Here is a 25,699-nt window from a genome sequence, read left to right as displayed (position 1 = left end):
TAGTTCGAATGGCAAAAAAACAAACTGCTGGACGCGATAACTTAGGGGATTTTGCTCCTAAGTTTGCAGAATTAAATGATGACGTATTATTTGGTGAAGTTTGGTCCCGTGAAAAGGAATTAAACCTTCGTGATCGTAGTATGATTACTGTATCAGCATTGATTACTAAGGGTGCATTTACTCAACTTCCAGCACACATGAAGTTAGCTAAAGAACACGGCATTACTAAGGATGAGATTGTTGAAGTAATTACTCAATTAGCCTTTTATGTTGGCTGGCCAAATGCTTGGTCTGCATTTAATATTGCAAAGGATATTTGGAATGATTAATTAAAAATAGGAGTTTGAGAAAAGTAAAGAGTTTCTCAGACTCCTATTTTTTGTTTTTATCGCTTGCCTTAAAGTCGACTACAAGGTCTACACTATTACCAAATAAATTGAGGATAGTGAGTTAATAATGACAAAATATGAAAAGTTATTTGAACCAGTTACTTTTAGCAATGGAGTTAAAGCACAAAATCGCTTTATGCTTGCTCCAATGTGCGATGATTCAGCAGAAAATGGACAAGTTACAGAGCAGCAACTTGAATATATGAAAACGCGTGCAGCTAATGTAGGAATTGCAGTTACCGGTTATGCCTATGTTAATGATTCCGGTGACCAAGTTCCGGGGCAACTTAGCGTGGCTCATGATAAAGACATCAACGGCTTAGCAAAATTGGCCACGGTAATGAAGGCTGGGGGTGCGAAAGCTATTTTGCAACTTTCGCATGCTGGTCGTGGTGCTGGCGGTTCCGTAGCAAAAGGTTATCGAGTATATGCACCAAGTAAGCTTTCATTTCCTTGGCTTGATTACGATGTTGATGAGATGACGACTGCTGATATTGAGCAAGTAATCAGGGACTATGCTCAAGCAACTAAACGCGCAATTGCTGCCGGTTTTGATGGGATTGAGATTCATAATTGTAATCATGACTTACTGCAACAATTCTTTTCTGCTAGTGCAAACCACCGAAATGATGAATGGGGCGGTTCGCGCGAAAAACGAATGGCACTACCATTGGCTATCCAACGTGCAGTAAAAAAAGTAATTGCCGAATCAGGAAACGCTAACTTCATTCTGGGTTGGCGTATTAGTCCACAAGAAAAACATGGTGATGAAATTGGCTATGATGTCGATGATATGTTTGCCCAAACTAAAAAGGTCGCTGAGCTTGGAATTGATTATCTAAACATTTCATTGAACTTATCGGCAGACTATTCTAATAGTGTGCGACCAAGTTATGACGTAAAAGTAAAGGGAACTGATAAGAGTTTTCCTGAATATTATCGGGCTGCATTACGCGGATATTGTCCAATTTATATCGGAAGTAATGTTTTAACAGCTGATGATGCATTGGCGGCTGTAACTGATGCCGAAGGGGTATACGTTGGTCGTGAATTATTAATGGATCCTGATTTTGTTCAAAAGATTGCGGAAGACCGACCAGAAGAAATTGTTAATACGACTACTATTGAAAAGCTTAAAGCTGTTGGACTACCTGATGGATTCGTAGATAACTATGCAGATAAAGATGGGTCAACACGAGTAGTTTCATATCGTAATGGGATTCCATTACCAGGTTTAGATTAATCGATATTTTTAATAATTGATAGAAGAGGTGAATGTAAAAATGCTCCAATTTCCAACTCAACTGCAAAAAATTCCTAGTCGATATTTACAGAAAAATAATGCTAAACCAGGAAAACTTGTTAGTTTTAACTACGATACCTATGAATCATTTAGCTATCAACAGAAGAATCAAAAATTGACAAAACGTGCTATTGTATACCTCCCTTACAACTATTCTTCAGCTAATGAATACAATGTTTTCTATTTAATGCATGGAGGTTGGAGCGACGAAACTACGTATTTAGGTACTCCTGACAATCCTCACCCATTAAAAAATATTTTGGATAATGCGATTGCGGAAGGAAAGATTACTCCCATGATTGTGGTATGCCCAACTTATAACAATCTAAGCGTTCAAGATAGTAGTGATTATGGGTTGGCGTTGCAGTTAACTGATAATTACCACAATGAACTTGCTAATGACCTCCTTCCAGCGATTGAAAATGAATTTAGTACTTATGCTGAAAATGTTACAGAACAAGGCTTGATTGATTCTCGAGATCATCGTGCATTTTGTGGCTTTTCAATGGGTTCAGTAACTACTTGGCATGTTTTTCAATACTGCTTAAGGTATTTCCGCTACTTTTTCCCGTCTAGTGGTGCTTTAACCGCAAACGCCGAGCTTCTTGCAAAATTTGTTAAAAAGCAAGGGTATCGTTCCTTTGATTTCTATATTTTTGCGGCTTCAGGGACGGCGGATTTTGCTTATTCGGGGTTTACTGCCCAAATTCAAGCAATGGCATCCTATAAAGAGATGTTTAAATTTGCGGGAAACGAAAAAGACGGCAACTTATATTATCTTGTTGCCCCTGGTGGAACACATAGTCCGGAAAATGCCCTCGAAGATTTTTACAATTGTTTAATTCAATTATGGAAGGAGAATTAAAATGGCTCAATTTACCCTTAACTCAACAGTCAATGATGTAGAAAATTATTTTGGGACTGCTGGCCGATTACTATTTCCAGTGGATCGTCCATTTAATCCAAATGAAACGTTAGCGCAAATTAGTAACAGCGCTCACTACATTTGGTATTCAAATATTAAGGCAAATAAAACAGTAGAAGTTTTAAATTATTTGGCAGCAGAACAAGAGAAGCACCAAATCTTTTACCCGATCTATTCTGAAGATGAAATCGCAGCTCATCCGAGTCGAGCTAATACTGGCCTTTATTTCTTTCGTGGAAAAGAAGGAGCACCATTTGCAATTAATAATGCAGGTGGTGGCTTTGCATATGTAGCAGCAATGCAGGATAGTTTCCCTCATGCTTTAGAGATTAGTAAGTATGGCTACAATGCATTTGCATTAATCTATCGGCCAACGAATCCGTATGAAGATTTGGCCCAAGCAATTTGCTTTATTGAGGATCATGCCACAGAACTAGGAGTGAATTCACGTCATTATTCGTTATGGGGAGGATCTGCTGGAGCGCGAATGGCAGCCGAACTCGGAAATAAAGAAGTGCTTTATCAATTAACTGGTCGCTCAGATATTCCACAAGCTGATGCAGTTATTATGCAGTATACCGGCTTTAGTAGGGTATCCTCGGCTGACGCTCCTACTTATGTTAGCGTTGGTGATAATGATTGGATTGCTAATTGGCGAACTATGAAACAACGTCTCTTTTATTTGGAGCAACTTGGAATTCCAACTGAATTTCATGTCTATTCTGGACTTAACCATGGTTTTGGACTAGGTGAAGGAACAGTTGCAGAAGGTTGGATTAATGACGCCATCAATTTCTGGGAAGTTAATATGCCTGATTAAAATATCATGAAAAAATTTTAAAAAAGGTATTGCCTTGAAGTCAGCTTTAAGGTCTATACTACTCACAATCTCAAATATAAATTTAGGAAGTGAGTAATGATGCGAATGCAGAACCGATGGATTATTTCCATCTTAACAACAGTAGTTACAGTTTTAGCAATGATTATTGGCTTTGGACAAACTCGTCAAGTTCAAGCTGCCTCAAATAATCGAACATTGATTATTTACTTCTCAATGTCCGGTACAACTAAAGAAGCAGCTGAACAAATTCAACGTGATACTGGCGCTGATATTGTCCGATTGCAACGTGCGAAAGCTTATCCTAAGGGGTACGACAATTATGCACGGGTAGCTGATCGTGAACGCCGTCGAAACATTCACCCAGCAATTAAGCGTAATATTCCTAACTTAAATCGATATGACACGGTTTTAATTGGTTTCCCAACATGGTGGCAACAACCGCCAATGGTAATCCACTCCTTATTTGATACTTATGACTTCCGTGGTAAGACGATAATTCCATTTACTACCAGCATGAGTACCCCAATGAAAGATTCAATGCCAACGATGCGTCGGTTAGCGAAGGCTGATGGAGCAACAATCAAGTCGGGCTTCCGCTATGATAATAACAACGCTCAGTTACGGCGCTTCTTACAACGTAATGGTCTCCTACAAAATAATAACTAGAAAGTAGGGAAGACCAATGCTTGCTAGACTCTTAAAAATAGTACTTACTGTTGGAGGTGTTTTAGGATTAATGATTTTAATTAATTCAAATCATGCTGAAGCGGCTTCTCGAACAGAAATGATTCGGTATCAGACTGAATACCAAGGTCGTCAATATAATAAGCAGGCTTTAGTTTATCTCCCAGCAGACTATACCAATACCAAAAAATATAATGTTGTTTATTTGTTGCATGGATCAACGGAAAGTAGTCAAGATTTCTTTCGCGATGGACGATTTAAACGCTTATTAGATCGGTTAAATCAAAATGGACGCTTAAAAGATACGATTGTTATATTCCCTACCTATTATCCATCGAGAAGTTTTGTTACTTCAAATTATTATCGCGATAATCGTTTAAATCGCGCATTTGCTCAAAATGAATTAGTTAATAATCTTATTCCAGCTGTCGAAGGTCACTATAGTACTTATGCCAATGGGACAAGTAAAACAGAATTAAGAAATTCACGAAACCACCGTGCATTTGGCGGCTTTTCAATGGGAAGCATCACTACTTGGTATGTTTTTGAATATCAATTGCCATACTTTAGTACTTATCTTCCAATGGCTGGTGATAGTTGGACAATTACTGATGACGGTGGTGCTGCCGCAAGTACACGAACTGCACAACGTCTTGCAAAGACAGTGCAGGACAATCCAAATATGAAATTTAAGATTTTAGCTGGTGTTGGTGCTGATGATGGAACGTCTGGATCAATGACACCGCAGATCAATGCAATGCGCCGCTTATCAGAATTCGATAAGCAAAACTTAAAGTATTATCAAGCGCCAAATGGGACCCATAGTCCGCAAACAATTGCGCAAATTTTTAATCACTATGCGAACCAAATCTTTAATTAAAGAAAGAAGGAGTCAAATCATGAAGAAATTTTGGTCAGTTATTACTGTGGTCGTAACTGTATTTGCTGCGGTAGCTAGCTTTGCGGTTAATCCAAACAGTAGTGCACAAGCTGCTAGCAACAACAAGAAAGTATTAGTTGTTTATTTCTCACGAACTCAAGGTGTTTACGGTGGCAGGTTGAAACGTGGAAATACTGCCCGGGTAGCAGATTTTATTCAACAAAAAACTAACGCTGATACTTATGAAATTGTTCCGAAGAAGGCTTATCCAAAGAGCTATGATCGAACTACTCAAGTGGCTCAACGTGAACAAAATCAAAATGCTCGTCCCGCAATTAAGGGCAAGTTACCAGATGTAAGTAAGTACGATACTGTCTTCATTGGTGGCCCAATTTGGTGGGGTGAATATCCAATGGTTGTTCGGACCTTCCTTGATAAGGAAAGTGGCTTGAACGGAAAGACGTTAATTCCATTTACCACTAACGAAGGTTCAGGATTAGGAAATACTCGCCAAGTCTTGAAGAAGCAATTCCCTAAGTCAAAGGTTCGCCAAGGATTTACTGCTACTGGAAATACGGTTAAGAACAATCCTAACCGTGTACGGAGTCAAGTAAATAGTTGGTTAGACGACTTGGGCTACTAGTACTAGGCAGGAGTAAAAGATGAAAAAAAGCCGTCGAATTTACCTAGCTTTAACGTGGTTAGTACTAATAATTTCACCGTTTCCGTTAATTATTATCTTAAATCGCGGTTTAATTGATACCCCTGGACACTTACTAGCATATGACTTGGGAGTTGTTGCTTACGTCTGGTGGCTAATGATTATTTTGATGTCAACGCGTCCTCATTGGCTAACACAACAAATTGGCATGCCCGCATTATACGCCATCCATGGGGCATTAGGTGTAATGGCATTAATTGCTGCAACAATTCATCGATTTACATCTTTTTCCATGTTTCCGTTAATTAAGCAAACAGGAAATATTGCCTGGTATTTGGAAATCTTTTTATTAGCTTATGCTGTTCTCTTTTTATCAGGCTGGCTAGTAGATCGCTTGCGTAATTTAAATCGGCTAAAGGTGTGGATTGAACGTCATTTGTTAAATCACCAAGTAACAATGTGGATTCATCGATTGAACTTTGTCGTCATTGCTTTGATTTGGGTTCATGTACATGTAATTCCGCGACTTGGCGTGGTTCCTGGATTTCGGTTAACTTTCGATATTTATACCGGACTAACAGTTATTTTCTATTGCTGGTGGAAGTTAAAAATTGGTCGTTATCATTCAGCAGCAAAAGTAAAAAATAATGTTTCACTTGGTCCATCGATGCAAGAGTTAACGCTGCAATTTGAAAATAATAATGAAAGTTACCAAGCTGGTGATTTTTACTTCTTATCATTCAGAAATGCAAAAGGAATCTCTAAAGAACTGCATCCATTTTCTGTTGCATCGGCGCCACGGAATAAGCCGAATGAAGTTAGTTTTATGATTCATCGTCTAGGAGACTTTACGCAAAAAATAGCCAATGTTCCAGTAGGGACGGAAGTAAAATTAGAAGGACCTTTTGGCTTATTTAACCGTGAAGTAAAAAATAGTCAAGACCCTCTTATCTTATACGGCCTTGGGTCAGGAGTTGCACCATTAATTAGTTTGGCGCAACAGTATGCAGGATTAAAACAGTTACATCTTATCTGGTCAGGACCACAAGTAAATAATCCTTATTATCAAAAAATACTTACTGATTTAAGAAAGAAAGGCGTAAAGGTAGATGCACAAGTTCATCGCTTTACACCAAAGGATTTAATTCAAGTTATTAGTAGTAATGAATTAAAAAATGCTAATGTGATTATCGTTGGCTCTGCAGCACGGATTCTTTATGTACGTCGAAAATTACGGAAACTTGGCTTTGAAAAAAATCGGTTAATGGATGAACGGATGACAATGTGATAAAACCTTGTCGTCACAATGATAGTTATAAATAAGCGCCAATCATTCGGAGCTTCGGATGATTGGCGCTTATTTGGTGTGCACATGTAGATACAAGTTAAAGAAAGAAGCGATTAAATGAGAAGAAAGAATGATTCGTTCTTTTCGCGAGATATTGTTTTAGTTATGGTTGCTACATTTTTATTTCAGTTTAGTGTGATGTCAGTCAACCCATTGATTAATGGTTATGCGAAAAGTTTAGGCGCTAGTAGTGCATTTGCAGGAATTATTGTTGGAATAATGAGTATCACCTCAATGTTTCTACGACCGATTGCCGGTAACTTGACTGATCGAGTTTCAAAGTTTCGATTGACGCTTATTGGAGGAATTTTGTGTACAATTGGTAATATTGGTTACATTTTTACGCCAAAAGCGGGATTACTACTCTTATTTCGGCTAATTAATGGAACAGGGTTCGTCTTTTGTACCGTCTGCATGGCTACATGGTTAGCTTTTCTTGTGCCCCGTAATCATGTTGGAGAAGCCATGGGATATTATGGTCTGTTAAATGCAACCTCAATGGCACTAGCACCAGCATTAGCAATTAGTCTTTACCAAGTGATTGGCTATAAGGCGATGCTTAGTATTTCAACTGTTGCTGTTATTTTAATGGTTATTGCGATTCAGTTTATTGGTAACCGCGCTCAACCAGTAACAACTATAAAAAAGACAAATCACTTTAAAATCCTTCAACGTGATGCCTTACCTGTAGCAGTAATCGTCTCGTTGTTCTCTATCCCCTATTTTGCAACGCAAGCTGATATTGTAGAATATGTTGCACAACGCGGATTACATGTTACCATTAGTCTTTATTTTCTGATTTATGCAATTGTTTTGTTTATTATTCGGATTTCGCTAAAAAATTATTTCGATACTGTTAGGTTTGGGATCTGGTTTGGTATTTGTACTATCGCAACAGTAGTCTACATTATTTTTTTAACAATTATGAATAACAATTTCGAAATGGCAATTGCAGCAGGGATGATGGCGCTTGGCTATGGGATAATGTTTTCAATTTGTCAGTCAACATCACTCTTGCTTGCACCAATTGAAGAGCAAGGCCTTGCCAGCTCGACTTTTTATCTTGGCCTTGATATTGGCATGGCATTAGGCCCTATTCTGGGTGGCTTAATTAGTAATATTTTCTCAATTCGTTGGTATTATCCAATAATGCTTATTTTAATTCCAATTATCTTATTGGTTTTCATTTTGAATCGTCAAAAATTAAATAGTGCAGTTGATCAAAACTAAAATCATATAAAATATTATTTTTTCTAAAAAACACTTGCCTTACAGCGAACTTTAAGGTTTATAGTACCTACATAATATCAATGAGAATCAATGCAAAATTTAAGGAGGAAAGGAAATGATAGTAAATCAATTAATTGGACTTAGTGTTTTATTTATACTGCTTTTAATCATGAGTACAGGTACGACAAATAGACGTTAGGAAGTGAACATAATGGCGCTTTTTAAACGAAATGTACAAATTACAGCTAAAATTGATGGTCAACCGATTCAGGCACCTCAATTAGGAATGCCGTCACTTCAATGGCGAAATGGCTATGGGGTTTCTTCGGATGGAAAAGATACTAATAGTCAAAATAAGCCAACTCGGCGATTAACAAAAGACGCAAAAGAGATTATTATTTATTTTTCACGATCTGGAAGTACCGAGTTATTAGCCGCCAAATTGGCTAAACTTACCGGAGCTGATATTCTAGAAATTGTAGTTGATGAACCATATTCAGGAAATTATCGACAAACGTTATCAAGAGCAAATTTTGAACGCCAAACTGAATCTTATCCAGAGTTAAAAATGTCGGTACCAGATTTAAGTCAATATGACCGTGCCTATTTAGGATATCCGATTTGGGCAATGACATTATCACATCCAATGACTTCCTTCCTGCTTGATTATGGAAATTTATTGAATCAAAAACAAATTGTTCCTTTTATGTCTGAAGGCGGTTATGGACAGGGAAATAGTGTTCAGCGAATTTCACAGATTCTCCGCCAAAAAGGAGTACAAGCTACTGTGTATTCTCGCCCATTAGTAGTGGATGGTAATAAGGTTGACCGTTCTGATTATCAAATTGAACGGTGGTTAAAAAGTTTAAATTAATATCTTGCCTTAAAGTTAACTGCAGGGTTTATAGTAGTAGCAAAGTTTAGATAAGGGGGACGAAATAATGTCAAAAGTATTAATAGCGACTTATTCCTGGTCAGGACGAACTGAAAGTGTTGCGCAAAAATTAAAACAGATAATTGATGACGCTGATATGTATAAAATAGAGGCACCTGATAATACTTTCGATCAAGATATGTATAAGACTGATGAAATTGCGACAGCACAAATTAACAATAACCAATATCCTGATTTAGTTAATGAAATGCCAAACACCGACCAATATGATCTTATTTTAGTTGGTAGTCCTGTATGGCGAGGGGCACCAGCAACTCCAGTTCACACCTTCCTTGAAAAAATCCAAAATTATTCTGGTAAAGTAGCATCTTTTTATACTGATGCCGGAATGGCAAATGGATATGAAGAAACATTTAAGCAATGGGCTGGTAAACTAAATGTGCTCCCTGCACATGAAGGATCAAATAATTTAGCAACATGGCTTAAAGAATTAAATTAAAGGAGTAAAACAATGAACATTCAACAAGTAGCGGAGAAACTATCTATTTCTACCGATACAATTCGTCGTTGGGAACGTCTCGGAATGATTCCACCTGTTACACGCGATAGTGACGGGTTAAGAACCTTTACTGATGCGGATGTTCGATGGGTTAAATACGCTAAACTACTAAATATGATGAATGTTTCTCCTGATTTTCAAATAGAATATGTCAAGTTAGTGAAGTTAGGTAAGGATGCTCTTCCAGCGCGGCTAAGCCTCCTTAATGAGCAAGTCGACCAATTAAAAGAGGATCACAAATGCTTAGTTGATCAACTCAATCAAATGGAAAAGACGATTGAAGAAGAAGAACTCGCTTAACGTGTTAAAATAGAAAATAAACTACAGGAGGAAACTAAATGAATATTAAAGAAGCAAGTGAGCGTTTAAATATTCCCAAAGAAACATTGCGTTACTGGGAAAATAGCGGATTGATTCCGGAAGTTCCTCGTAATAGTAGTGGCTATCGGGACTATACTGAAAATGAAATTAAGTGGGCTCTTTTCATTAAAGCCATGCGAAATGCAGGGATGTCAGTTGATTCGCTAATTGAATTTATTAACCTTTATAATGAACATAAAAGTAGTCGTGAAGTTCAAAAGTCTTTAGTAAAAGAACAATATGATATTCTTTTAGCTAAGCGAAATGAGCTCGACAAGACCCTTAATTACTTATCATATAAGCTTGATCATTTTGAGGACCATGTAATACCTTTCTTAGAGGAAGAGAATTACTATGAGCTGAGAAAAGACAAGATGCTTGATGATAAAAGTGAAACAAAATAAAATATAAATAAAGCATGTGGCTGGTGAAAATAAGATTATGTTTCACTAGCCATTTTTTAAATCTTTTTCTATATGAATTCTGTTATTTTTGTAGAGCCTAATTAAAAAAAGTTCTTGCCTTGTAGTCGACTCGAAGGTTTATATTGTATATTGTTAATTAGATAAAACGTAAAGGAGCAGATATAAATGAAAGCAGCCGTATTTATGGAACCTGGTAAGATGGAAGTTCATGAAGTAGAGAAGCCAACCATCCAAAAGCCAACCGATGCAATTTTGAAGATTGTCCGTGCTTGTGTGTGCGGGTCTGATCTTTGGTGGTACCGTGGAATTGCTGACCGTGAAAAAGGATCATTAGTTGGTCACGAAGCAATTGCAATTGTTGAAGAAGTTGGATCTGACGTTAAAGATGTTAAGCCTGGTGACTTTGTAATTGCACCATTTACTCATGGTTGTGGTCACTGTGCTGCTTGTCTAGCCGGCTTTGATGGTAATTGTATGAACCAAGAAGCTGGTGGTAATGGTGGTTACCAAGGTGAATACCTTCGTTTTACTAACGCTAACTGGGCATTAGTAAAGATTCCTGGTCAACCATCAGACTACACAGACGAACAATTAAATGACCTCTTAACTTTAGCTGATGTTATGGCAACTGGTTACCACGCTGCTGCAAGCGCTGAAGTTAAAGAAGGCGATACTGTTGCTGTTATCGGTGACGGTGCTGTCGGCCTTTGTGGGGTAATTGGTGCTAAATTACGTGGTGCTAAGCGGATTATTGCTTTGAGTCACCACGAAGACCGGGCAAAGCTTGCTAAAGAATTCGGCGCTACCGATATTGTTGCTGAACGTGGCGATGATGCAGTTAAGAAGGTTCTTGAATTAACTGATGGTAATGGTGTCGACGCTGTTCTTGAATGTGTGGGTGCCGTATCTGCCATTGAACAAGCTGGGAAGTTAGCTCGTCCAGGTGCAATTATTGGTCGTGTTGGTGTTCCACAAACTGAACCTGCATCTAACAATCTTTTCTGGAAGAACATTGGCCTTCGGGGAGGAATCGCTTCTGTAACTACTTATGATCGTGATGTCCTTCTTGATGCAGTATTAAAGGGTGAAATTCATCCCGGAAAAGTCTTTACTAAGAGCTTCAGTCTTGATGAAATTCAAAAGGCATATGAAGCAATGGATAAGCGTGAAGCAATTAAGTCATTAGTAATCGTAAGTGAATAAAAACTAAAGTCTGAGACCAAATAAATGGCTCAGACTTTTTGTGGTTTAAAGATAATTTTTAATGAGGAAGACTTATGAATAAAAATGAAAAACTAATTAAGTGGGCAATGTGGTTTAACCGCTTGTCATTTGTAGAAATCTTTCGTGAAACAATGATAATGTTATTCCCCGTTGCTTTAATTGGAACCATTGTTTGGATCATTAGCGATAATCTTTTAGCTCCTAATGGCTTTTTGGCGAATGTATTATATATTCGGCAGTGGTTTCCAGAACGCCAATTTTTTAGGGCATTATTTAATGATGCAACGATGATTACTGTTGGCTGGTTAGCGTCTTATGCAGCATTTGTCAGTGCCATTATGACCACCCGCCGCTATCGACGAGAAAATCTAATTGCGGGTATTTGTGCAATGATTAGCTATGTATTAATCTTTTATCATAGTGTTCGTGGTGGTCAGACGCTTGAAACGCGGTATTTTGGCGCAGGGTGGTTGATTATTGGAAGTCTTGTGGGTTATGTCATTGGATTGATTTTTGTGAAATGGGGCTATCATTTCACTTTGAGTGATATTCGCTTAGGGAGTAGGAAGTTAATGGCAAGAGTCTTACGAAATCTTAAGCCGTTTACAATTTCCTTTAGCGGGGCCTTCATCCTTCATACCCTATATGCAGTCTGGCGGACATTTAATCTTGACGCAATCACGACCCAAAACATTTCTTCACTAATTGGCCGTCATAGTAATTATTTTCTTAATATCACTTTATCATTTTTCAATACACTTTTAGTTTGGCTAGGATTTGCGGAGCCAGTTAACATTACTAATGATGCTTATAGTAATGAGGTCCGAAATAATCTAATCTATGCTTTAACCCATAAGTCATTTGCTGTTCCGTATCCTTTTACGCCGTCATCTTTATATAATGGCTTTGCTAACTTTGGCGGAATTGGCGTTACCTTAGCATTAGTCATTGGTATTTTATGGGTCGGCCGACAGAATAATCAGCAAGAAATAGCGAAGTTAAGTGTTTTTCCTGCAATCTTTAATCATGGATTACCAATCTTATTTGGCTCGCGTGTTTTCCTTAATCCAGTTTATGTTTTTCCGTTTATCCTTTTGCCAATCGCTAATATGTTGATTGCGAGTGTATTTATCTTTATTCATGCGATTCCGCCAATTGTTTATCCAGTCCCCAATGGTACACCTGGAATCCTGATCCCATTCATTGGAACTGGTGGAGATTGGCGAGCCCTTTTAATCTCAATCTTATTAGTGATTATGGATATAATAATTTATATTCCGTTTATCAAATTAGCATTTGCAGTTGAGGAACGCTTAGTAAAAGAGCAGGAGGAATTTCAAAATGAAGATAAGTAAGCGTCATAAAATAATTATTATTTCTTCAATAGTCATTCTCGTGCTTTTAACAGTGTTTTCTTATTGCTGGTCTCGAAAAAGTGTTAGCATTCTTGAAAAGCGGCAACAATCGCAAATGTCTCCAGTAATTATGATTCCAGGAAGCAGCGCGACTGTTAACCGGTTTGATACGCTGGTGGCAAAGATTAACCAACGTGACCGGCAAAATCATAGTTTGCTAAAAGTTAAAGTTTATAACAATGGTAAAATCACTTACACTGGACAGATCAGACAAGGCGATAATGAACCTTTTATTGTCGTCGGGTTTGAAAATAATCATGATGGCTATAGTAACATCAAAAAGCAAGCCCGCATGTTTAATACAGCCTTTAACCAGTTAAAAGCGCAATATAATTTTAATAATTTTAAGGGCATTGGTCATTCTAATGGTGGGCTAATCTATACGTATTTCTTAGAGCATTACTTTAATGAGCGACAAATTCGGATAAAGCGATTAATGACAATCGGGACACCGTATAACTTTGCAGAACCCTCAAATCGGCGGACGCAAATGCTAACTGATTTCATTAAAAACCGTAAAAAATTACCCAGCAATCTGACAATGTACTCGATTGCTGGGTCAGAAAATTATGTTGAAGATGGGTTAGTACCATTAAGTAGTGTGCTTGCTGGAAAATATATTTATCAAGGAGAAGTGCGCCACTATACACAAATTACGGTGACGGGAAAGTTAGCTCAACATTCAGCGTTGCCACAAAATCAAGAAGTCTTAAGCTTGATTAGAAGGTATATTTTAAATTCGCATCCTGAACGTGCACGACCAAATAATTAGTTATCAACAATTTGTCCGGCTGAATTACGTGAAAAATGTTTGAGAAAATCCCAAGAATAAGTTGCCTCTGCGCGGTGGGGCCGATGATCTGCTCGATTAATGAGGATAAATTGGGCGAAGGGCGAACGATAACCATCTTTTTGATAATTATTAATTGTCCATTTAGTATTATTAACTATTTGCTGAGTTGAACTATCAGGTCTGTATCCCCAATAAGGAGTTTGGCGATAGTTGGTTTTGAGATTTGCTTGGGACATTTGATTATAACGGAATAATGACCGGATAGCAGTACGGACATCTACACGAACCATTGGATGTCCGTTTTTTGTATGTTCAGTTGCTTCGCGGGAACCTGAGATAAATTGAAATGGAATTGGATAATTGGACGATGATCTTTCCATATTGTTGGCCCATCCATAAGCAGCGATCCCGGCAAACATACGGGGATGTCGACTTGCCATTGCGATAGAAGTTGCGCCGCCGTTAGAAAAGCCAAGTGAGTAGGTTCGATGTTGGTCAACAGAATAGTGACGTTGCGCATAACGAACCACTCTAGTAATAGATGGAACGTTATCATATGTAACATAATCGTTGTAACTAGGTGAGATAACAATCAAATTAGATTGTCTTGCTTTTGCAGCCCAACCTGAAGCAATTACTTCTTTTTGAGGATCTCCACCAGTTCCATGCATAAATAGAATTAGTGGTACTTTACGCTTTTGATGAAGTGTGGAAGGACGACCATAAACATAGACTTTCCGATTATTAATAGTATATGTAGCTGCTGGGCGATTACTTGATGCATAAGTCGGAAAGGCGAAAGTAATGAAAGAGAAGAAACTTGTTATGAACAATAAGAACTTTTTTCTCATAATGATATCTCCTCGTATTCTATAAATATATCCTTACGGATTTTGCTACATTAAAACTTGTTTTCTGGTCACCGCATGATAACCTCTAATTATCATTGGCTTTGGTCAACTGGTATAGGTTAATACCTCCTGTAGTTTTTAACTACTTATGAAGTCTGCCGCCCAGCCAATCTACTGATTTTCGAACTCACATGCTGTATCGATTAGATAGTTTACTAATTCAGAGTAGGATTAGGTGCAGCTTTAACTCTCTAACCAATGAATACTGATACTTGCGAGGATGTTTTTAGTGATTGTAATTAGGGGCTATCATGCAGTGATCAGATTAAGACCAGTAAATTTTAATGAAAGGAGGCCATTCCAATGAAACTTTTTGTCGGTATTGACGTTAGCTCAAAAGATTTAGTAACTTCAATGATTTCTGAAGAAACAACTGAAGTTGTTTTCCATGGTAACTTTGTTAATGATTTGAAAGGCGCAACAGAATTAAAAAACATGATTATCGATACGGCGAATTCAAATCATCTCGACCAAGTTGTGATTGGCATGGAAGCCACTTCCATTTACAGCTTTCACCCAGCAATGTTTTTCCAAGAAGACTCGGACCTTAAAAAGTTCAATACACAATCCGTGGTTATCGATCCTAAGAAAACTAAGCGCTATCATGATGTCTTCGCTGAAGATAAAAATGATCAAATCGACGCTTTTTACATTGCTGACTTCCTACGTGTTGGACGCTATTCAGTAGGGATTGTTCGTCAAGAGAACTACATTGCCCTGCAACGCTTAACGCGTTCCCGATATGAGCTTGTTCAAAGCTTAGCTCGGGCTAAGCAACACTTTATTGAGAACCTATACTACAAGCTCAATAAATTAGTAATTTCTGATGAACTGAATACTTCTATCTTTGGTTCAACGATGATGAGTCTGCTAACTGAAGATATGACTACTGATGACTTACTTAATCTTTCGATTACTGATTTAGCCGATTATCTGAATGAACACGGCCGGGGTCGCTTCGCGAACCCTGAAGCCTTGGCGAAAACAATTCAAAAGGCAGTTCGTGCTTCTTATCGTTTAGACAAAGTAATTGCTAATTCAGTTGATACAGTTCTCTCCGTTTATGCCGAGGAAATTAAAGCTTTTCAGAAGATGATTAAAGACCTCGACAAAGCAATTGAGAAAGTAGTTCAAGTAACTGATGAAGAACAGATTTTGCGCTCCATTCCCGGAATTGGACCAGTATACGCTGCTGGTATTTTAGCTGAAATTGGTCAAATCGAACGATTTGATAATGAAGCTAAATTGGCTAAATATGCTGGGCTTTCCTGGCGAGAAAAGCAGTCCGGAGCTTACGCTAGTGATAATACTCCGCTCAAGAGAACTGGTAATGCTTATCTTAGATACTATTTGGTTGAAGCTGCCAACAGAGTTAGAATCCAAGATCCAGTTTTTGGTGAATATTATCGGCGTAAATATCAAGAAGTAAAGCATACCCCATCAAAACGCGCTCTCGTCCTTACCGCACGTAAACTTATTAGGGTGATTTTCTTCCTACTCAAAAATCATCAAATCTATCAGGAAAAGAGGTAATTGGTATAGGAAGATAAACTGATTCTCGACGCTTAGCTTTTAAAACACCTTGGGATCAAGGCTTATTTAAGTGCGTCAAAAATCTGGTCAAAACAAGTTTGTCAGTGATAATTTTATCTTGACTTATTACCACATGACTTATAGTTAATTTAAAAGAATTGTATTAACAAATAAGGAATATTGAAATTACTATTTTTCTATATTAGGATGCGCAAAACGTAAACTTATCGAAAAAATTATAATTCATAAAATTGCTTTAGCTGTAATTTCTCTTCTTCGCGGAAAGCAAAATAATATTTTACTAGTGCTGTGTCATCCATAATAGGCAAAGTAATTTTAGAAGGCGGAACTTTATATTGGTATCGAACTAGTGACGTATTAAAAACAGGTAGTTCGGAGGAAAATACTAGCTGTTCAAGGGTTTCTATTTTTTCTTGTGTAATTAAATTTAAATTAGGAATATTTTCCTTAATAATGTCGAGCCAAAATGCTGCTTTTTGATGACCAAGAATATTTCGCCCGTTAAGATCGGCAAAAAGAAGTTCATTTTTATTAGCTAGTGGACTAGTCTTTTTTAAAGTAAGCATTAAGCGTTCGTCTCGATAGTATTTATTGAGTAATCCTGACTTGGTTAAATTGTTATGTAAAATTATTAAATCAAGAGAGTTGTTAGCCAATTGATCAAGCAATTTTGAATCATCTGCAACAGTTAAGCGGATTTTTTGTTCAGGAAATGTTTTATGTAAATTTGTAATGAAGTGGGTTGCAATAAAAGCAGTGCATGCTCCAATTCGCAATATCTGTGCATTACGATTAAATCGCTGAGTTTGTTGAATGACTTCCTTATTAGCAGCAATCGCTCGTCGTGCATACCTAACTGCTACTTTACCATTTTCGTTTAATTCAATGTGGCTTTTAGAGCGATTAAATAGTGGTACGCCAATTCGGTCTTCTATTTTTTGCATTGAGCGACTAATTGCTGGTTGCGAAATATGTAATTTTTGGGCGGCAATCGAGAGGGTTCGATTATCGGCAACTGCCACGAGTTGTTCAAGGAGATAATACTCAATCATTTTTTCACCTATAACTATTATTTATACCTTTCTAACTATTAGCTATTTTACTGGTTTTTTAGCAGGTTTTAAACTAAGACTAGGAGAATAGGAGGTCAGTGAATAATGGAAAATGTTCAAAATAAAGTGGTATTAATTACTGGAGCATCTTCGGGTATTGGTGGAGCAACAGCAAAATTGCTTGCTAACAATGGAGCGATGGTAGCGTTAAGGGCTCGTCGTGAAGAACGCTTAGGAAAAGTAGTAGATGAAATTGGTACTGATAATGCGGTTTACCTTAAGTCAGATGTTACTGACCTTAATAGTCTTAAACAATTAGTAAAACTTGCTAAAGAAAAATTCGGAAAAATAGATGTATTATTTGCAAATACGGGTCTATATGCAGGATCGCAACCAGATAACGTTGAGATTTCTGAACTAGCAGTCCTGTCAAACAATGGACACTTAAAATAAACTTCTTTAGGATTAGGAAAATGAAAGAGAATATTACCGGATTTAATTCAAAAGAAGCAGCTGCATATTTTGGGATTTCGCCAGATACGCTACGTTTTTATGAACGTAAGGGAGTTATTCCGCCAATCCGTCGTGATAAAAATGGCTATCGTATTTTTACAGATGTTGAAATGAATTGGTTGTATATAGCACTAAGCCTAAAACAAGCGGGGTTATCTTTAGAAAAGATTACTGAGTTTGTTCATCTAACTCTTCATCAATCACAAAACAATAATGTGGCCCAAAAAGAAATATTACGAGAACAACTAGAAGAGCTTGAGGCAAAGGTAACCGACTTAAGAGAAACGAAAAAAATTCTTCAGTGGCAACTTAATAATTTTGATAAGTATTTAAGTTGGATTAATAATCTTGAAGCTAAAGAAAATCAAAATAAATGGAAGAAGTTTAAAAAAGATAGTAACTCATAAGACAAAATTCTTGCTATGAAGTGTACTTCATAGTTTAAAATTAAAGAAATAGTTAAGGAGGCATATTTTATCATGGAAGAACAAAAAGTTGTATTTACGAATAAGGATTTAAATTTACGATTGGCGGGTATTTTGCGGTTACCCGATGATTTTGATCTTAGTGAAAATTATCCAGCCATTGTCGTAACTGGACCAATGCTTTCAGTAAAGGAACAAGCCCAAAGCGTATATGCTTCTCGTTTAGCTAAGCTCGGTTATGTAACTCTTGTCTTTGATGGAGCTTATTTCGGTGAAAGTGAAGGAACTCCTCGGCAACAAGAACTTCCTGAAGTAAAAGAAAGTGATATTGAAGGGGCAGTTGACTATTTAACTAGTTTGCCATACGTTGATAGTGCCCGAATTGGCGGATTAGGAATTTGTGGTTCAGGCTCATATATGTCAGTAGCTGGTGTTAAGGAACCACGGCTTAAAGCAATTACTGCTATTGTTCCAGCAATCGCGGATATTGCTAAATCCCCAATGTCTTCATTCTTCCTTCCTAAAGAAGAAGTTGAAAAAGCCAAAAAAGATTATGAAGACGGCAACGGTGAGATTAAGTGTCTAAACTTTATGCCACGTGATTTTGCTGAAGGTGCGGCATATTACTTTACAAAGCGTGGAAATCGGCCACGTTGGAGCAATCAAGTGGTAGCGTGGAGTCAACTTTCTCTAATTAATTACAATGTGCCAGCTATCATGAAGGAGATGAAGAAACCTTACTTGGTAATTACCGGTGAAAATGCTTGGAGTAAAGATGCTTCTACTGAAGTATTTAATGCCGTTCCAACGGATGATAAGGAAATGCACGTTATTCCTGAAGCTGGTCATTTTGATATGTATGATCTAGATCCTTATGTTACCGAAGCGTTTGAGTACATTACTCCATTCTTTAAGGAAAAATTATAAAAATTAAACATTATTGATTAAAAGCGTCATGATTAAGTAAGTGTCATGGCGTTTTTTATTTAAATAATAGTCATTTTTAAAGCGATTTCATTCTATAATAAAAGTATCTTTGGTAAGGATATCTGAAGCTGAAAGGAGTTAAGCTTAATGCCTAAGCAAACATTTATTAACGGTAAGATCTTTGTTGGGGATACTGAGGACCATTTTGTTAATAGCATGGTAGTTGACGATGGAGCGGTTAAACAAATTGGTGATAATTTACCTAATGAAGGCGAAGTTATTGATCTCCAAGGACGAACAGTATTGCCAGGATTGATTGATTGTCATACCCATCCTAAATATATCGCTGATGCCCTCCATGGTGTTGCTTGTACCCCGCCAAATGTTAATAGTATCAAGGAAATGCAAGAAGCACTTCGCAATTCTCCCGCATATGGTCAAGGCGAAGATGTGTGGATTGAAGGTTGGGGTTTTGATGAGACAAAATTAGCAGAACATCGGAGTCCTAACCGTGATGATTTAGATGCTGTGTCAACAACGCAACCAATCTTTATTTATCGCTCTGACTGTCACTCTTCTGTTGGCAATTCTAAAGCCTTGGAACTTGCAGGAATTGATGAAAATACGCCTGACCCGGTTGGTGGGAAAATTGAACGATTTGCTGATGGCCGACCAACTGGTTTTATGCGCGAAGTAGCTGCCTCACAACTTCTTATTCGGGCTAAATCGGCACAGAGCTATGAGAATGACGTAGCTAATATGGTTAATAGTTCCGAACACTATCTTAAAGAAGGAATTGTGGCAATTGGTGAAATGATGGGCCGGATGAAGCCATATACTTCTTTAAAACTATACCAAGATGCAGTTAAACAAGGGTTTGGTCCTAAAGCTTCGATCTACTATGTTTTTGATGAAATTGATCCGCAGGTTGGACTGCAACCAAGCGGGGATGAAAAACTCCGCGTTGCTGGAATTAAAGTCTTTATGGATGGGAGTATTTCTGGTGAAACGGCCTATAATACTGATCCGTATCCATCGGGAAAAATGGGAGTTAGTTTGACTTCAGTGGAAAAGCTTAAGCGAGCAGTTGAGATGGCGCGTGATAATAAGCTTCAACTAGCTGTGCATGCGATGGGCGATAAAGCAATTCAAACAGTAATTGATGTAACAAAAGATATGAAGCCGTGGCTAACAACGATGCCATCCGTACGAATTGAACACGCATCTTTAATGACTGATCAAATGTTTGCAGAAATTGCCAATAGTGACATGAACTATGCGTTAGTCACACAACCAATCTTTTTCTTTGCGGAGGATGAATCCTATCGTCATTATCTTTCACCGGCCCAGTTTAAATTAGCTTACCGCGTCAAAACAATGCTGAATTCTCAAGCAATGTTAGGGTTAAGTTCTGATGCTCCATGTACGCCATGGGCCGAACCTGATAGTCCCTTTTATAGTATTTATGCGGCTGTAACGAGAAAGGCAGCTAATGACGATGTTGTTAATGCAGAAGAAGCAATTACGGTTCCACAAGCTATTCTTGGTTATACTCGGGATGGTGCTAAGATTGGCGGCTTTGATGATAATGGAACCCTTGAAGTAGGAAAGGCCGCGGACTTTGTTATCTTAAATGATGATATCTTTACAGTTGCTCATAGCGAACTTAAAAATATTCACGTTAATGAAACCTGGATGGCAGGGAAGAGAGTTAAATAGAAAGTAGAAGTGATGCTAGGAAAAATTCTTAACATCACTTTTTAAATTAAATTAGCTTTTTGCAAAAACTTGCGTAATTTTTTAAGTCCTGTTTCTAACTCATCAAGTGACTTATTTGCGGACAACGAAACACGGAGAAAATGGTCATTTGAAGAAGCGTTAATTTGAAAACGATCAGAGCCAAAACAACGGATATTTATATTAGCAAGGGCTTGTTCGATCTTGGCTGTATTTTGAATACTTTTAAGCGGTAATCGCCGAAAAAAGGCATAATCGGTTAATTGGTTTGTAGGAGCAGTCGGAAAATATTGTTCAAAAAGGATATTAGCTTGTTTGGCAAGGGTAACTTTATTTTGAATGATTTGTTGGACGACATGCTCTTTTATTGCCGTGGATGCAATTGCTGTATTGAGTGTTGATGTTTTGACTGTTGTATTAAAGAAGCCATTTTTAATTTGCTGGGCTAATTGTGCTGGAAAAACTAGATAACCAACACGGAGTCCTGATGCAAGAACTTTTGACATGCTGCAAACGTAACAAGTCTGGTCTGGTAGTAATTCCATTATTTTGGGCGGCCGTTCTGGATTGAGTTTACTGAGAAAACTTAAGTAGTCATCTTCAATTATTTTTAGCCCATATTCTTGCGCAAGCGTTGCGATTTCTTTCCGGCGAGCTATCGAGAGAACAGCGCCAGTCGGGTTACTATATTCCGGCATGATATAAAGGCCAGCTAGATTGTTGTTTTGACAAGCGTGTTTTAATGCTTCAATATTCATCCCGCCTTGATCATTTTTTATTGCTACTAAATGGAGATTGTTTAGTTGCGCGGTTGCAATCAGGTTGGCATAGGTAAATTCGTCGACAGCAATCTTATCGCCACTTGAAAATAAGGTCATTAACAGTAATGTAAGTGAGTTTTCTCCTCCCGCTGTAATAAGGATATGCTGAGTAGGAGTTAATCTCACGCCAAGCCAGTCAAGATAATGCCGAAAAGCCTCCTTATCAATCGGACGCCCAGTTGGTGAATCATAGGTTAGAAGTTGCGAGGCGCCTTGCTTAACGGTGTTGCTAAGAATATTGTCAAGGAGGTGGTTTGTCTGTTCAAAGGAAGCAACAAAGCCAAGGTCGATGGTACGATTCAAAGGAGAATTGGCAGTTAACGGATCGATACCATTTGAGTTAACAAAGGTTCCTTTACCATGAATTCCATAAGTTAAACCAAGTTGCGCACTTAATTTGTAAGTACGAGTAACGGTGGTGAAATTAATGTCGAGATAATCGGCGAGTTCGCGTTGCGGAGGCAGTTTCGTTCCGGGTGTAAGAATTCCACGCTCAATCGCTGACTTTAGTTGGTCAAGCAAGCTCTTATAAATTGGTCGCGTCAGCTTATTTTTGTCGGGGTACCAGGTAAGCTGATAGTGGGAGAAATCATTAATAGGCATAGTTAATCACTCCAATATTGTAATCCATACAATTAATTCCTTGTATGGATAAAATACTCCTGTTTAAAATAAATTCAAGTTATTTTAAGGAGGGAGAATTCGACCATGAGAAAGGAAGTACGTTACGCTTTTCAAAAAACTAGTCCGGTAATGCTTGGCTTTCTATTTTTAGGCGCCAGCTATGGGATATATATGCATAAACTGGGCTTTAATTTTTTATATCCGTTATTAATGGCTGCGACCATTTTTGCTGGATCAGTCGAATTTGTAATTGGTAATCTTTTAGTCCAGAGTTTTCAGCCATTGACTGTTCTTATTTTAACTGCCCTTGTTAATTCACGACATATTTTTTATGGTATTACGATGTTAAAAAAATATTCCAATACGGGAAAGCTAAAGCCGATTCTTATTTTCGGAATGTGTGATGAGTCTTTTTCCTTAAATGCAACGTTAAAAGTACCAGCTGGCCTCGATCGCTCATATGTTTATTTTTACATAACCGCGTTCAACTATTTTAGTTGGGTAGTTGGTGCAGGCTTAGGCGGACTTCTTGGTGGGATGATTAATCTCAACTTAGCTGGTTTAGATTTTGTAATGACGGCGCTTTTCATTGTTTTGTTTACAGAACAGTTGAAAAATGCCCGAACTCAGCGTGATGCTCTAATTGGTTTAGTATTTGCAATTATTTGTTTACTATTTTGCAATAAGAATGCTTTCCTATTAGTGACATTAGTAACACTTGTCGCGCTGTTTTCATTAAATTATTTAATCACGAGGAGAAAAAATGACATTAACTGAACAAATTATTTCAATTTTAATCGCCGCAGTTGTAACTATGGCGACTCGCTTTATTCCATTTCTGATTTTTGACCAGTCAAAAGAATTATCACCATACCTGGAAGAACTGGGGAAATTCCTCCCAGCAGCAATCATGGGAGTATTAGTAATCTATTGTTATCGGAATATTTCTTTTGCTGAGCCTAGTAAGGCATTATTAGAAATCGTTGCCGGCTTAGTAACATTATTTATTCACCTTTGGAAAAGAAATATGCCACTATCAATCTTAGTCGGAACTGGCTTTTATATGGTGATGTTGAATTTGTTTTAATGAAGCTAAATTATGATCCGTAGTTTAGTTTTTTTAGTTATAATATTCTTGAATAAAAAGGGGCGAGCTAATATGACAGCATTAACTGAAAATATGTTTGCAATCTTTGACCAACCAGAATTTTCCTTTAAGAAGATTAAAGAAACTCATTCGCCAGAAGAAGTTGCAGACCTAAAAGAGAAGTCTAAAGCAGTTTGGCAAGTGTGGAAGAAGGTAAATCAAACTGTCGCTAGTCAACTGCCAACGGGCGAATTTGCGAAGGTTCACGTTGAGAGTTGGACGAATGGCTGGAACCTGCGTGATCATTACTGGGCCTCTTATCGTTTAGCATCATTAGCAGACTATAATCCCTGTATTGGGGTGATGCTTGATAAAAAACAGTTACAGGTCTACCTCATGTTTCAACATTATAAGAGTGAGCAACGACAAGGTACACCAGATGAATACAACGAATTACTGGATAAAGTACCAGAATGGGCTGATAATATTGACGCCACTAACTGGTATCTTTGGGATAAGGATGAGATGGAATTTTCTGATCATCTGTCACTGTCTAAATATCTTAATAATCATGATGTTCAGCAACAGTTTAATACTGAGGCCCGACAAACAAGTTTCTTACTTGGAAAGTTTGCATTTCGGGGAAAAGATCAAGTTGATGATATGGAAGAATATATCGATTCAGCTATTAGGCACCTTACCCCACTATACGAAGAATTGAAGTGAAAAATTTGGAAGAATTATACACCGCAGATGGAATTGTAGGTGCACTAAATGAAAAACCAGTGGGGATGCTACCAAAGGATGTTAAGTAAGCTAAAACGTCTCGACATAATTATGATATAATTATGTCGAGGTGTTTTATATGCAATATAAACCAGTAAAAGCGCGAAAACAAGGGACGTCTTTAACATTAACTATTCCTGCTCAATTTAAGGTAAGTGAAAATGCATTATTCGAACCTAGGTTAAAGGATGATGGAACAATTATGTATTCTCCTATTGTCAGTTCTGAAGATATTGAACATGATCGGAAAATGATTGAAGCATCTTTTGCTAGTGATAAATTATTTACTCCTGAGGAAATGAAAGAACGTTTTGGCAAGTATGGTTGGGGAAAGCATGAAGATTAGGTATACACGTCAATTTGGAGATTCCTTAGAACAAATTATTAATTATTGGCAAAATAAATTACAATTGTCTTCAATAACTATTAGCTGTTTTACAGACCATATTAGCCAAAAGATAGATTTATTAACAGATTTTCCGCAAATGGGGACAGATATAACAGACCTTTATCAGTTTAATCAAACTACATACCGGTTATTGATTGGACATAGTTACGAGATTTTCTATCGAATAGATAAAGAAAATAATTCTATTATAATTGGATCGATTTTCAGTACGGCGCAAGTGAAAGTAAAGTTTTAAAAAGGCACCAGAAGTTATGACTAACAGCTTCTGGTGCCTTTTTAGTTAATATTTAAGTGTTAAATTCGCTAAAATTTGTTCTTGCATAATGTCAAGATCATCGTTATTTACTGGTAGGCCTAATAATTTGTTCTGCAAGACATAAGTGAGAATAGGGCCAATAAAAATACGAGCGAGTTGAAGTGGGGTTAATTTTGGATTGATTTCAGGGAATTGTCCCTGTAATTTTTTGAGTTTGACAAGAATGCCATCATTGTCACTAAAGAAGTCTTGATACGATTTATCTGTTAATTGACCTGTTAGAATTTCTTGAAAGATTAATCGAATAAAATCAAAATTTACCTCGATAAAGTGAATTCGGTCAGTAACAATAAAACTTATTAATGAAGGTAAGTTTGTTTTATCATCAAGATTACTAAAAAAGTTGTTTTTAATTTCTATCAAAATAGGTTGCAATAACTTAGCAAGTAAATCATCTTTTGAGGAGAAATATTTATAAATTGTTCCCTCACTAACACCAGCTTGTTTAGCGATTTTGGCCGTAGTAGTAGCATGAAAGCCATTATTTGCAAAAAGCTTTAACGCTGTGGTTAGCACTTTCTTTTTACCAGCTGGCATTTTGGCATTGGCGAGTTGTTCTTCATAATTTGCTAAAACTTGCGTCATTTAATTCACCTCTTAATAAA

30 protein-coding genes are annotated in these 25,699 nt (G+C 37.4%); 26 read left to right on the top strand and 4 right to left on the bottom strand.

Annotation, left to right across the window (positions count from 1 at the left end; translation table 11 throughout):
• The first annotated feature begins 8 nt into the window (after positions 1–8).
• The 16 genes from LMC10_RS08965 to LMC10_RS08890 all read left to right on the top strand — a co-directional run bounded on the left by LMC10_RS08965 (position 9) and on the right by LMC10_RS08890 (position 13,911).
• A complete protein-coding gene (locus tag LMC10_RS08965) occupies positions 9–329 on the top strand; it encodes a carboxymuconolactone decarboxylase family protein (RefSeq protein WP_182588490.1) in 321 nt (106 codons plus the stop codon).
• Between the two features lie 127 nt (positions 330–456).
• Positions 457–1,632, top strand: coding sequence for an oxidoreductase (locus LMC10_RS08960; protein ID WP_229269607.1), 1,176 nt, complete (start codon positions 457–459; stop codon positions 1,630–1,632).
• Between the two features lie 40 nt (positions 1,633–1,672).
• Positions 1,673–2,557 (top strand): alpha/beta hydrolase, encoded by an 885-nt coding sequence (locus tag LMC10_RS08955; protein WP_229269606.1) that lies wholly within the window; start codon positions 1,673–1,675, stop codon positions 2,555–2,557.
• A 1-nt stretch (position 2,558) separates the two neighbouring features.
• Positions 2,559–3,437, top strand: coding sequence for an alpha/beta hydrolase (locus LMC10_RS08950; protein WP_229269605.1), 879 nt, complete (start codon positions 2,559–2,561; stop codon positions 3,435–3,437).
• Positions 3,438–3,533: 96 nt separating this feature from the next.
• Positions 3,534–4,124 (top strand): flavodoxin, encoded by a 591-nt coding sequence (locus LMC10_RS08945; protein WP_228340919.1) that lies wholly within the window; start codon positions 3,534–3,536, stop codon positions 4,122–4,124.
• A 70-nt stretch (positions 4,125–4,194) separates the two neighbouring features.
• Complete coding sequence (locus LMC10_RS08940; protein WP_229269604.1) at positions 4,195–5,022, top strand: alpha/beta hydrolase; 828 nt, start codon at positions 4,195–4,197, stop codon at positions 5,020–5,022.
• Positions 5,023–5,041: 19 nt separating this feature from the next.
• The gene (locus LMC10_RS08935) at positions 5,042–5,665 is read left to right on the top strand and encodes a flavodoxin (RefSeq protein ID WP_229269603.1); all 624 of its coding nucleotides are present in this window, start codon (positions 5,042–5,044) and stop codon (positions 5,663–5,665) included.
• Between the two features lie 19 nt (positions 5,666–5,684).
• Entirely contained in the window at positions 5,685–6,971 is a 1,287-nt protein-coding gene (locus LMC10_RS08930; RefSeq protein ID WP_229269602.1) for a ferric reductase-like transmembrane domain-containing protein, read from the top strand.
• Between the two features lie 117 nt (positions 6,972–7,088).
• Complete coding sequence (locus LMC10_RS08925; RefSeq protein ID WP_229269601.1) at positions 7,089–8,261, top strand: MFS transporter; 1,173 nt, start codon at positions 7,089–7,091, stop codon at positions 8,259–8,261.
• Between the two features lie 211 nt (positions 8,262–8,472).
• Entirely contained in the window at positions 8,473–9,135 is a 663-nt protein-coding gene (locus LMC10_RS08920; RefSeq protein WP_229269600.1) for a flavodoxin, read from the top strand.
• A gap of 67 nt (positions 9,136–9,202) precedes the next feature.
• The gene (locus LMC10_RS08915) at positions 9,203–9,655 is read left to right on the top strand and encodes a flavodoxin family protein (RefSeq protein ID WP_056983723.1); all 453 of its coding nucleotides are present in this window, start codon (positions 9,203–9,205) and stop codon (positions 9,653–9,655) included.
• Between the two features lie 12 nt (positions 9,656–9,667).
• Positions 9,668–10,015: a MerR family transcriptional regulator gene (locus tag LMC10_RS08910; RefSeq protein WP_182588500.1), complete on the top strand. Its 348-nt coding sequence runs from the start codon at positions 9,668–9,670 to the stop codon at positions 10,013–10,015.
• Positions 10,016–10,053: 38 nt separating this feature from the next.
• A complete protein-coding gene (locus LMC10_RS08905; protein WP_229269599.1) occupies positions 10,054–10,479 on the top strand; it encodes a MerR family transcriptional regulator in 426 nt (141 codons plus the stop codon).
• Positions 10,480–10,665: 186 nt separating this feature from the next.
• Positions 10,666–11,703 (top strand): zinc-dependent alcohol dehydrogenase family protein, encoded by a 1,038-nt coding sequence (locus tag LMC10_RS08900; protein WP_229269598.1) that lies wholly within the window; start codon positions 10,666–10,668, stop codon positions 11,701–11,703.
• Between the two features lie 74 nt (positions 11,704–11,777).
• Complete coding sequence (locus tag LMC10_RS08895; RefSeq protein WP_229269597.1) at positions 11,778–13,079, top strand: PTS transporter subunit EIIC; 1,302 nt, start codon at positions 11,778–11,780, stop codon at positions 13,077–13,079.
• Entirely contained in the window at positions 13,066–13,911 is an 846-nt protein-coding gene (locus LMC10_RS08890) for an alpha/beta hydrolase (RefSeq protein ID WP_229269596.1), read from the top strand. Before LMC10_RS08895 ends, LMC10_RS08890 begins: the two co-directional genes overlap by 14 nt.
• Here LMC10_RS08890 and LMC10_RS08885 read toward each other — a convergent pair.
• On the bottom strand, positions 13,908–14,783 hold the full coding sequence (locus LMC10_RS08885) for a CE1 family esterase (RefSeq protein ID WP_229269595.1): 876 nt from the start codon (positions 14,781–14,783) through the stop codon (positions 13,908–13,910). The genes LMC10_RS08890 and LMC10_RS08885 overlap by 4 nt on opposite strands.
• Positions 14,784–15,146: 363 nt before the next feature.
• On the opposite strand from LMC10_RS08885, the gene LMC10_RS08880 reads away from it, so the two are divergent.
• Complete coding sequence (locus tag LMC10_RS08880; protein WP_229269594.1) at positions 15,147–16,376, top strand: IS110 family RNA-guided transposase; 1,230 nt, start codon at positions 15,147–15,149, stop codon at positions 16,374–16,376.
• Between the two features lie 236 nt (positions 16,377–16,612).
• Here LMC10_RS08880 and LMC10_RS08875 read toward each other — a convergent pair whose 3' ends face one another.
• Positions 16,613–17,449, bottom strand: coding sequence for a LysR family transcriptional regulator (locus LMC10_RS08875; RefSeq protein ID WP_229269593.1), 837 nt, complete (start codon positions 17,447–17,449; stop codon positions 16,613–16,615).
• A 105-nt stretch (positions 17,450–17,554) separates the two neighbouring features.
• Between LMC10_RS08875 and LMC10_RS08870 the strand changes: the two genes are divergently transcribed.
• The 4 genes from LMC10_RS08870 (at position 17,555) to LMC10_RS08855 (ending at position 21,033) form a co-directional block, all read left to right on the top strand.
• On the top strand, positions 17,555–17,902 hold the full coding sequence (locus tag LMC10_RS08870; RefSeq protein ID WP_229269592.1) for an SDR family oxidoreductase: 348 nt from the start codon (positions 17,555–17,557) through the stop codon (positions 17,900–17,902).
• 20 nt (positions 17,903–17,922) lie between these two features.
• Positions 17,923–18,369, top strand: coding sequence for a MerR family transcriptional regulator (locus tag LMC10_RS08865; protein ID WP_229269591.1), 447 nt, complete (start codon positions 17,923–17,925; stop codon positions 18,367–18,369).
• A 72-nt stretch (positions 18,370–18,441) separates the two neighbouring features.
• A complete protein-coding gene (locus LMC10_RS08860) occupies positions 18,442–19,314 on the top strand; it encodes an alpha/beta hydrolase (RefSeq protein WP_229269590.1) in 873 nt (290 codons plus the stop codon).
• A gap of 147 nt (positions 19,315–19,461) precedes the next feature.
• On the top strand, positions 19,462–21,033 hold the full coding sequence (locus LMC10_RS08855; protein WP_229269589.1) for an amidohydrolase: 1,572 nt from the start codon (positions 19,462–19,464) through the stop codon (positions 21,031–21,033).
• 41 nt (positions 21,034–21,074) lie between these two features.
• On the opposite strand, the gene LMC10_RS08850 is transcribed toward LMC10_RS08855, so the two are convergent.
• Positions 21,075–22,475, bottom strand: a complete 1,401-nt coding sequence (locus LMC10_RS08850) for an aminotransferase-like domain-containing protein (protein ID WP_229269588.1) — start codon at positions 22,473–22,475, stop codon at positions 21,075–21,077.
• A 105-nt stretch (positions 22,476–22,580) separates the two neighbouring features.
• Between LMC10_RS08850 and LMC10_RS08845 the strand changes: the two genes are divergently transcribed.
• The 5 genes from LMC10_RS08845 to LMC10_RS08825 all read left to right on the top strand — a co-directional run bounded on the left by LMC10_RS08845 (position 22,581) and on the right by LMC10_RS08825 (position 25,013).
• Positions 22,581–23,273 carry an AzlC family ABC transporter permease gene (locus LMC10_RS08845; protein ID WP_122481644.1) on the top strand — a complete coding sequence of 231 codons (693 nt, stop codon included), beginning with the start codon at positions 22,581–22,583 and terminating at the stop codon, positions 23,271–23,273.
• Positions 23,260–23,583: a branched-chain amino acid transporter permease gene (locus tag LMC10_RS08840; protein ID WP_003669460.1), complete on the top strand. Its 324-nt coding sequence runs from the start codon at positions 23,260–23,262 to the stop codon at positions 23,581–23,583. Before LMC10_RS08845 ends, LMC10_RS08840 begins: the two co-directional genes overlap by 14 nt.
• 72 nt (positions 23,584–23,655) lie before the next feature.
• The gene (locus LMC10_RS08835; RefSeq protein WP_229269587.1) at positions 23,656–24,309 is read left to right on the top strand and encodes a glucose-6-phosphate 1-dehydrogenase family protein; all 654 of its coding nucleotides are present in this window, start codon (positions 23,656–23,658) and stop codon (positions 24,307–24,309) included.
• 139 nt (positions 24,310–24,448) lie between these two features.
• Entirely contained in the window at positions 24,449–24,715 is a 267-nt protein-coding gene (locus LMC10_RS08830) for a toxin-antitoxin system (protein ID WP_182588639.1), read from the top strand.
• A complete protein-coding gene (locus tag LMC10_RS08825) occupies positions 24,690–25,013 on the top strand; it encodes a type II toxin-antitoxin system RelE/ParE family toxin (RefSeq protein WP_229269677.1) in 324 nt (107 codons plus the stop codon). The genes LMC10_RS08830 and LMC10_RS08825 overlap by 26 nt, the downstream gene beginning before the upstream one ends.
• A gap of 45 nt (positions 25,014–25,058) precedes the next feature.
• Here the strand turns inward: LMC10_RS08825 and LMC10_RS08820 are convergent, their stop codons facing one another.
• Positions 25,059–25,679 (bottom strand): TetR/AcrR family transcriptional regulator, encoded by a 621-nt coding sequence (locus LMC10_RS08820; protein WP_229269586.1) that lies wholly within the window; start codon positions 25,677–25,679, stop codon positions 25,059–25,061.
• Positions 25,680–25,699 lie beyond the last annotated feature (20 nt).

Origin of the sequence: Limosilactobacillus reuteri subsp. simiae (assembly GCF_020784875.1) — a bacterium.
GTDB classification, from domain to species: Bacteria; Bacillota; Bacilli; order Lactobacillales; family Lactobacillaceae; genus Limosilactobacillus; species Limosilactobacillus reuteri_H.
Note: the sequence above shows the minus strand (reverse complement) of the source record. Positions and strands in the feature narration are given on the sequence as shown.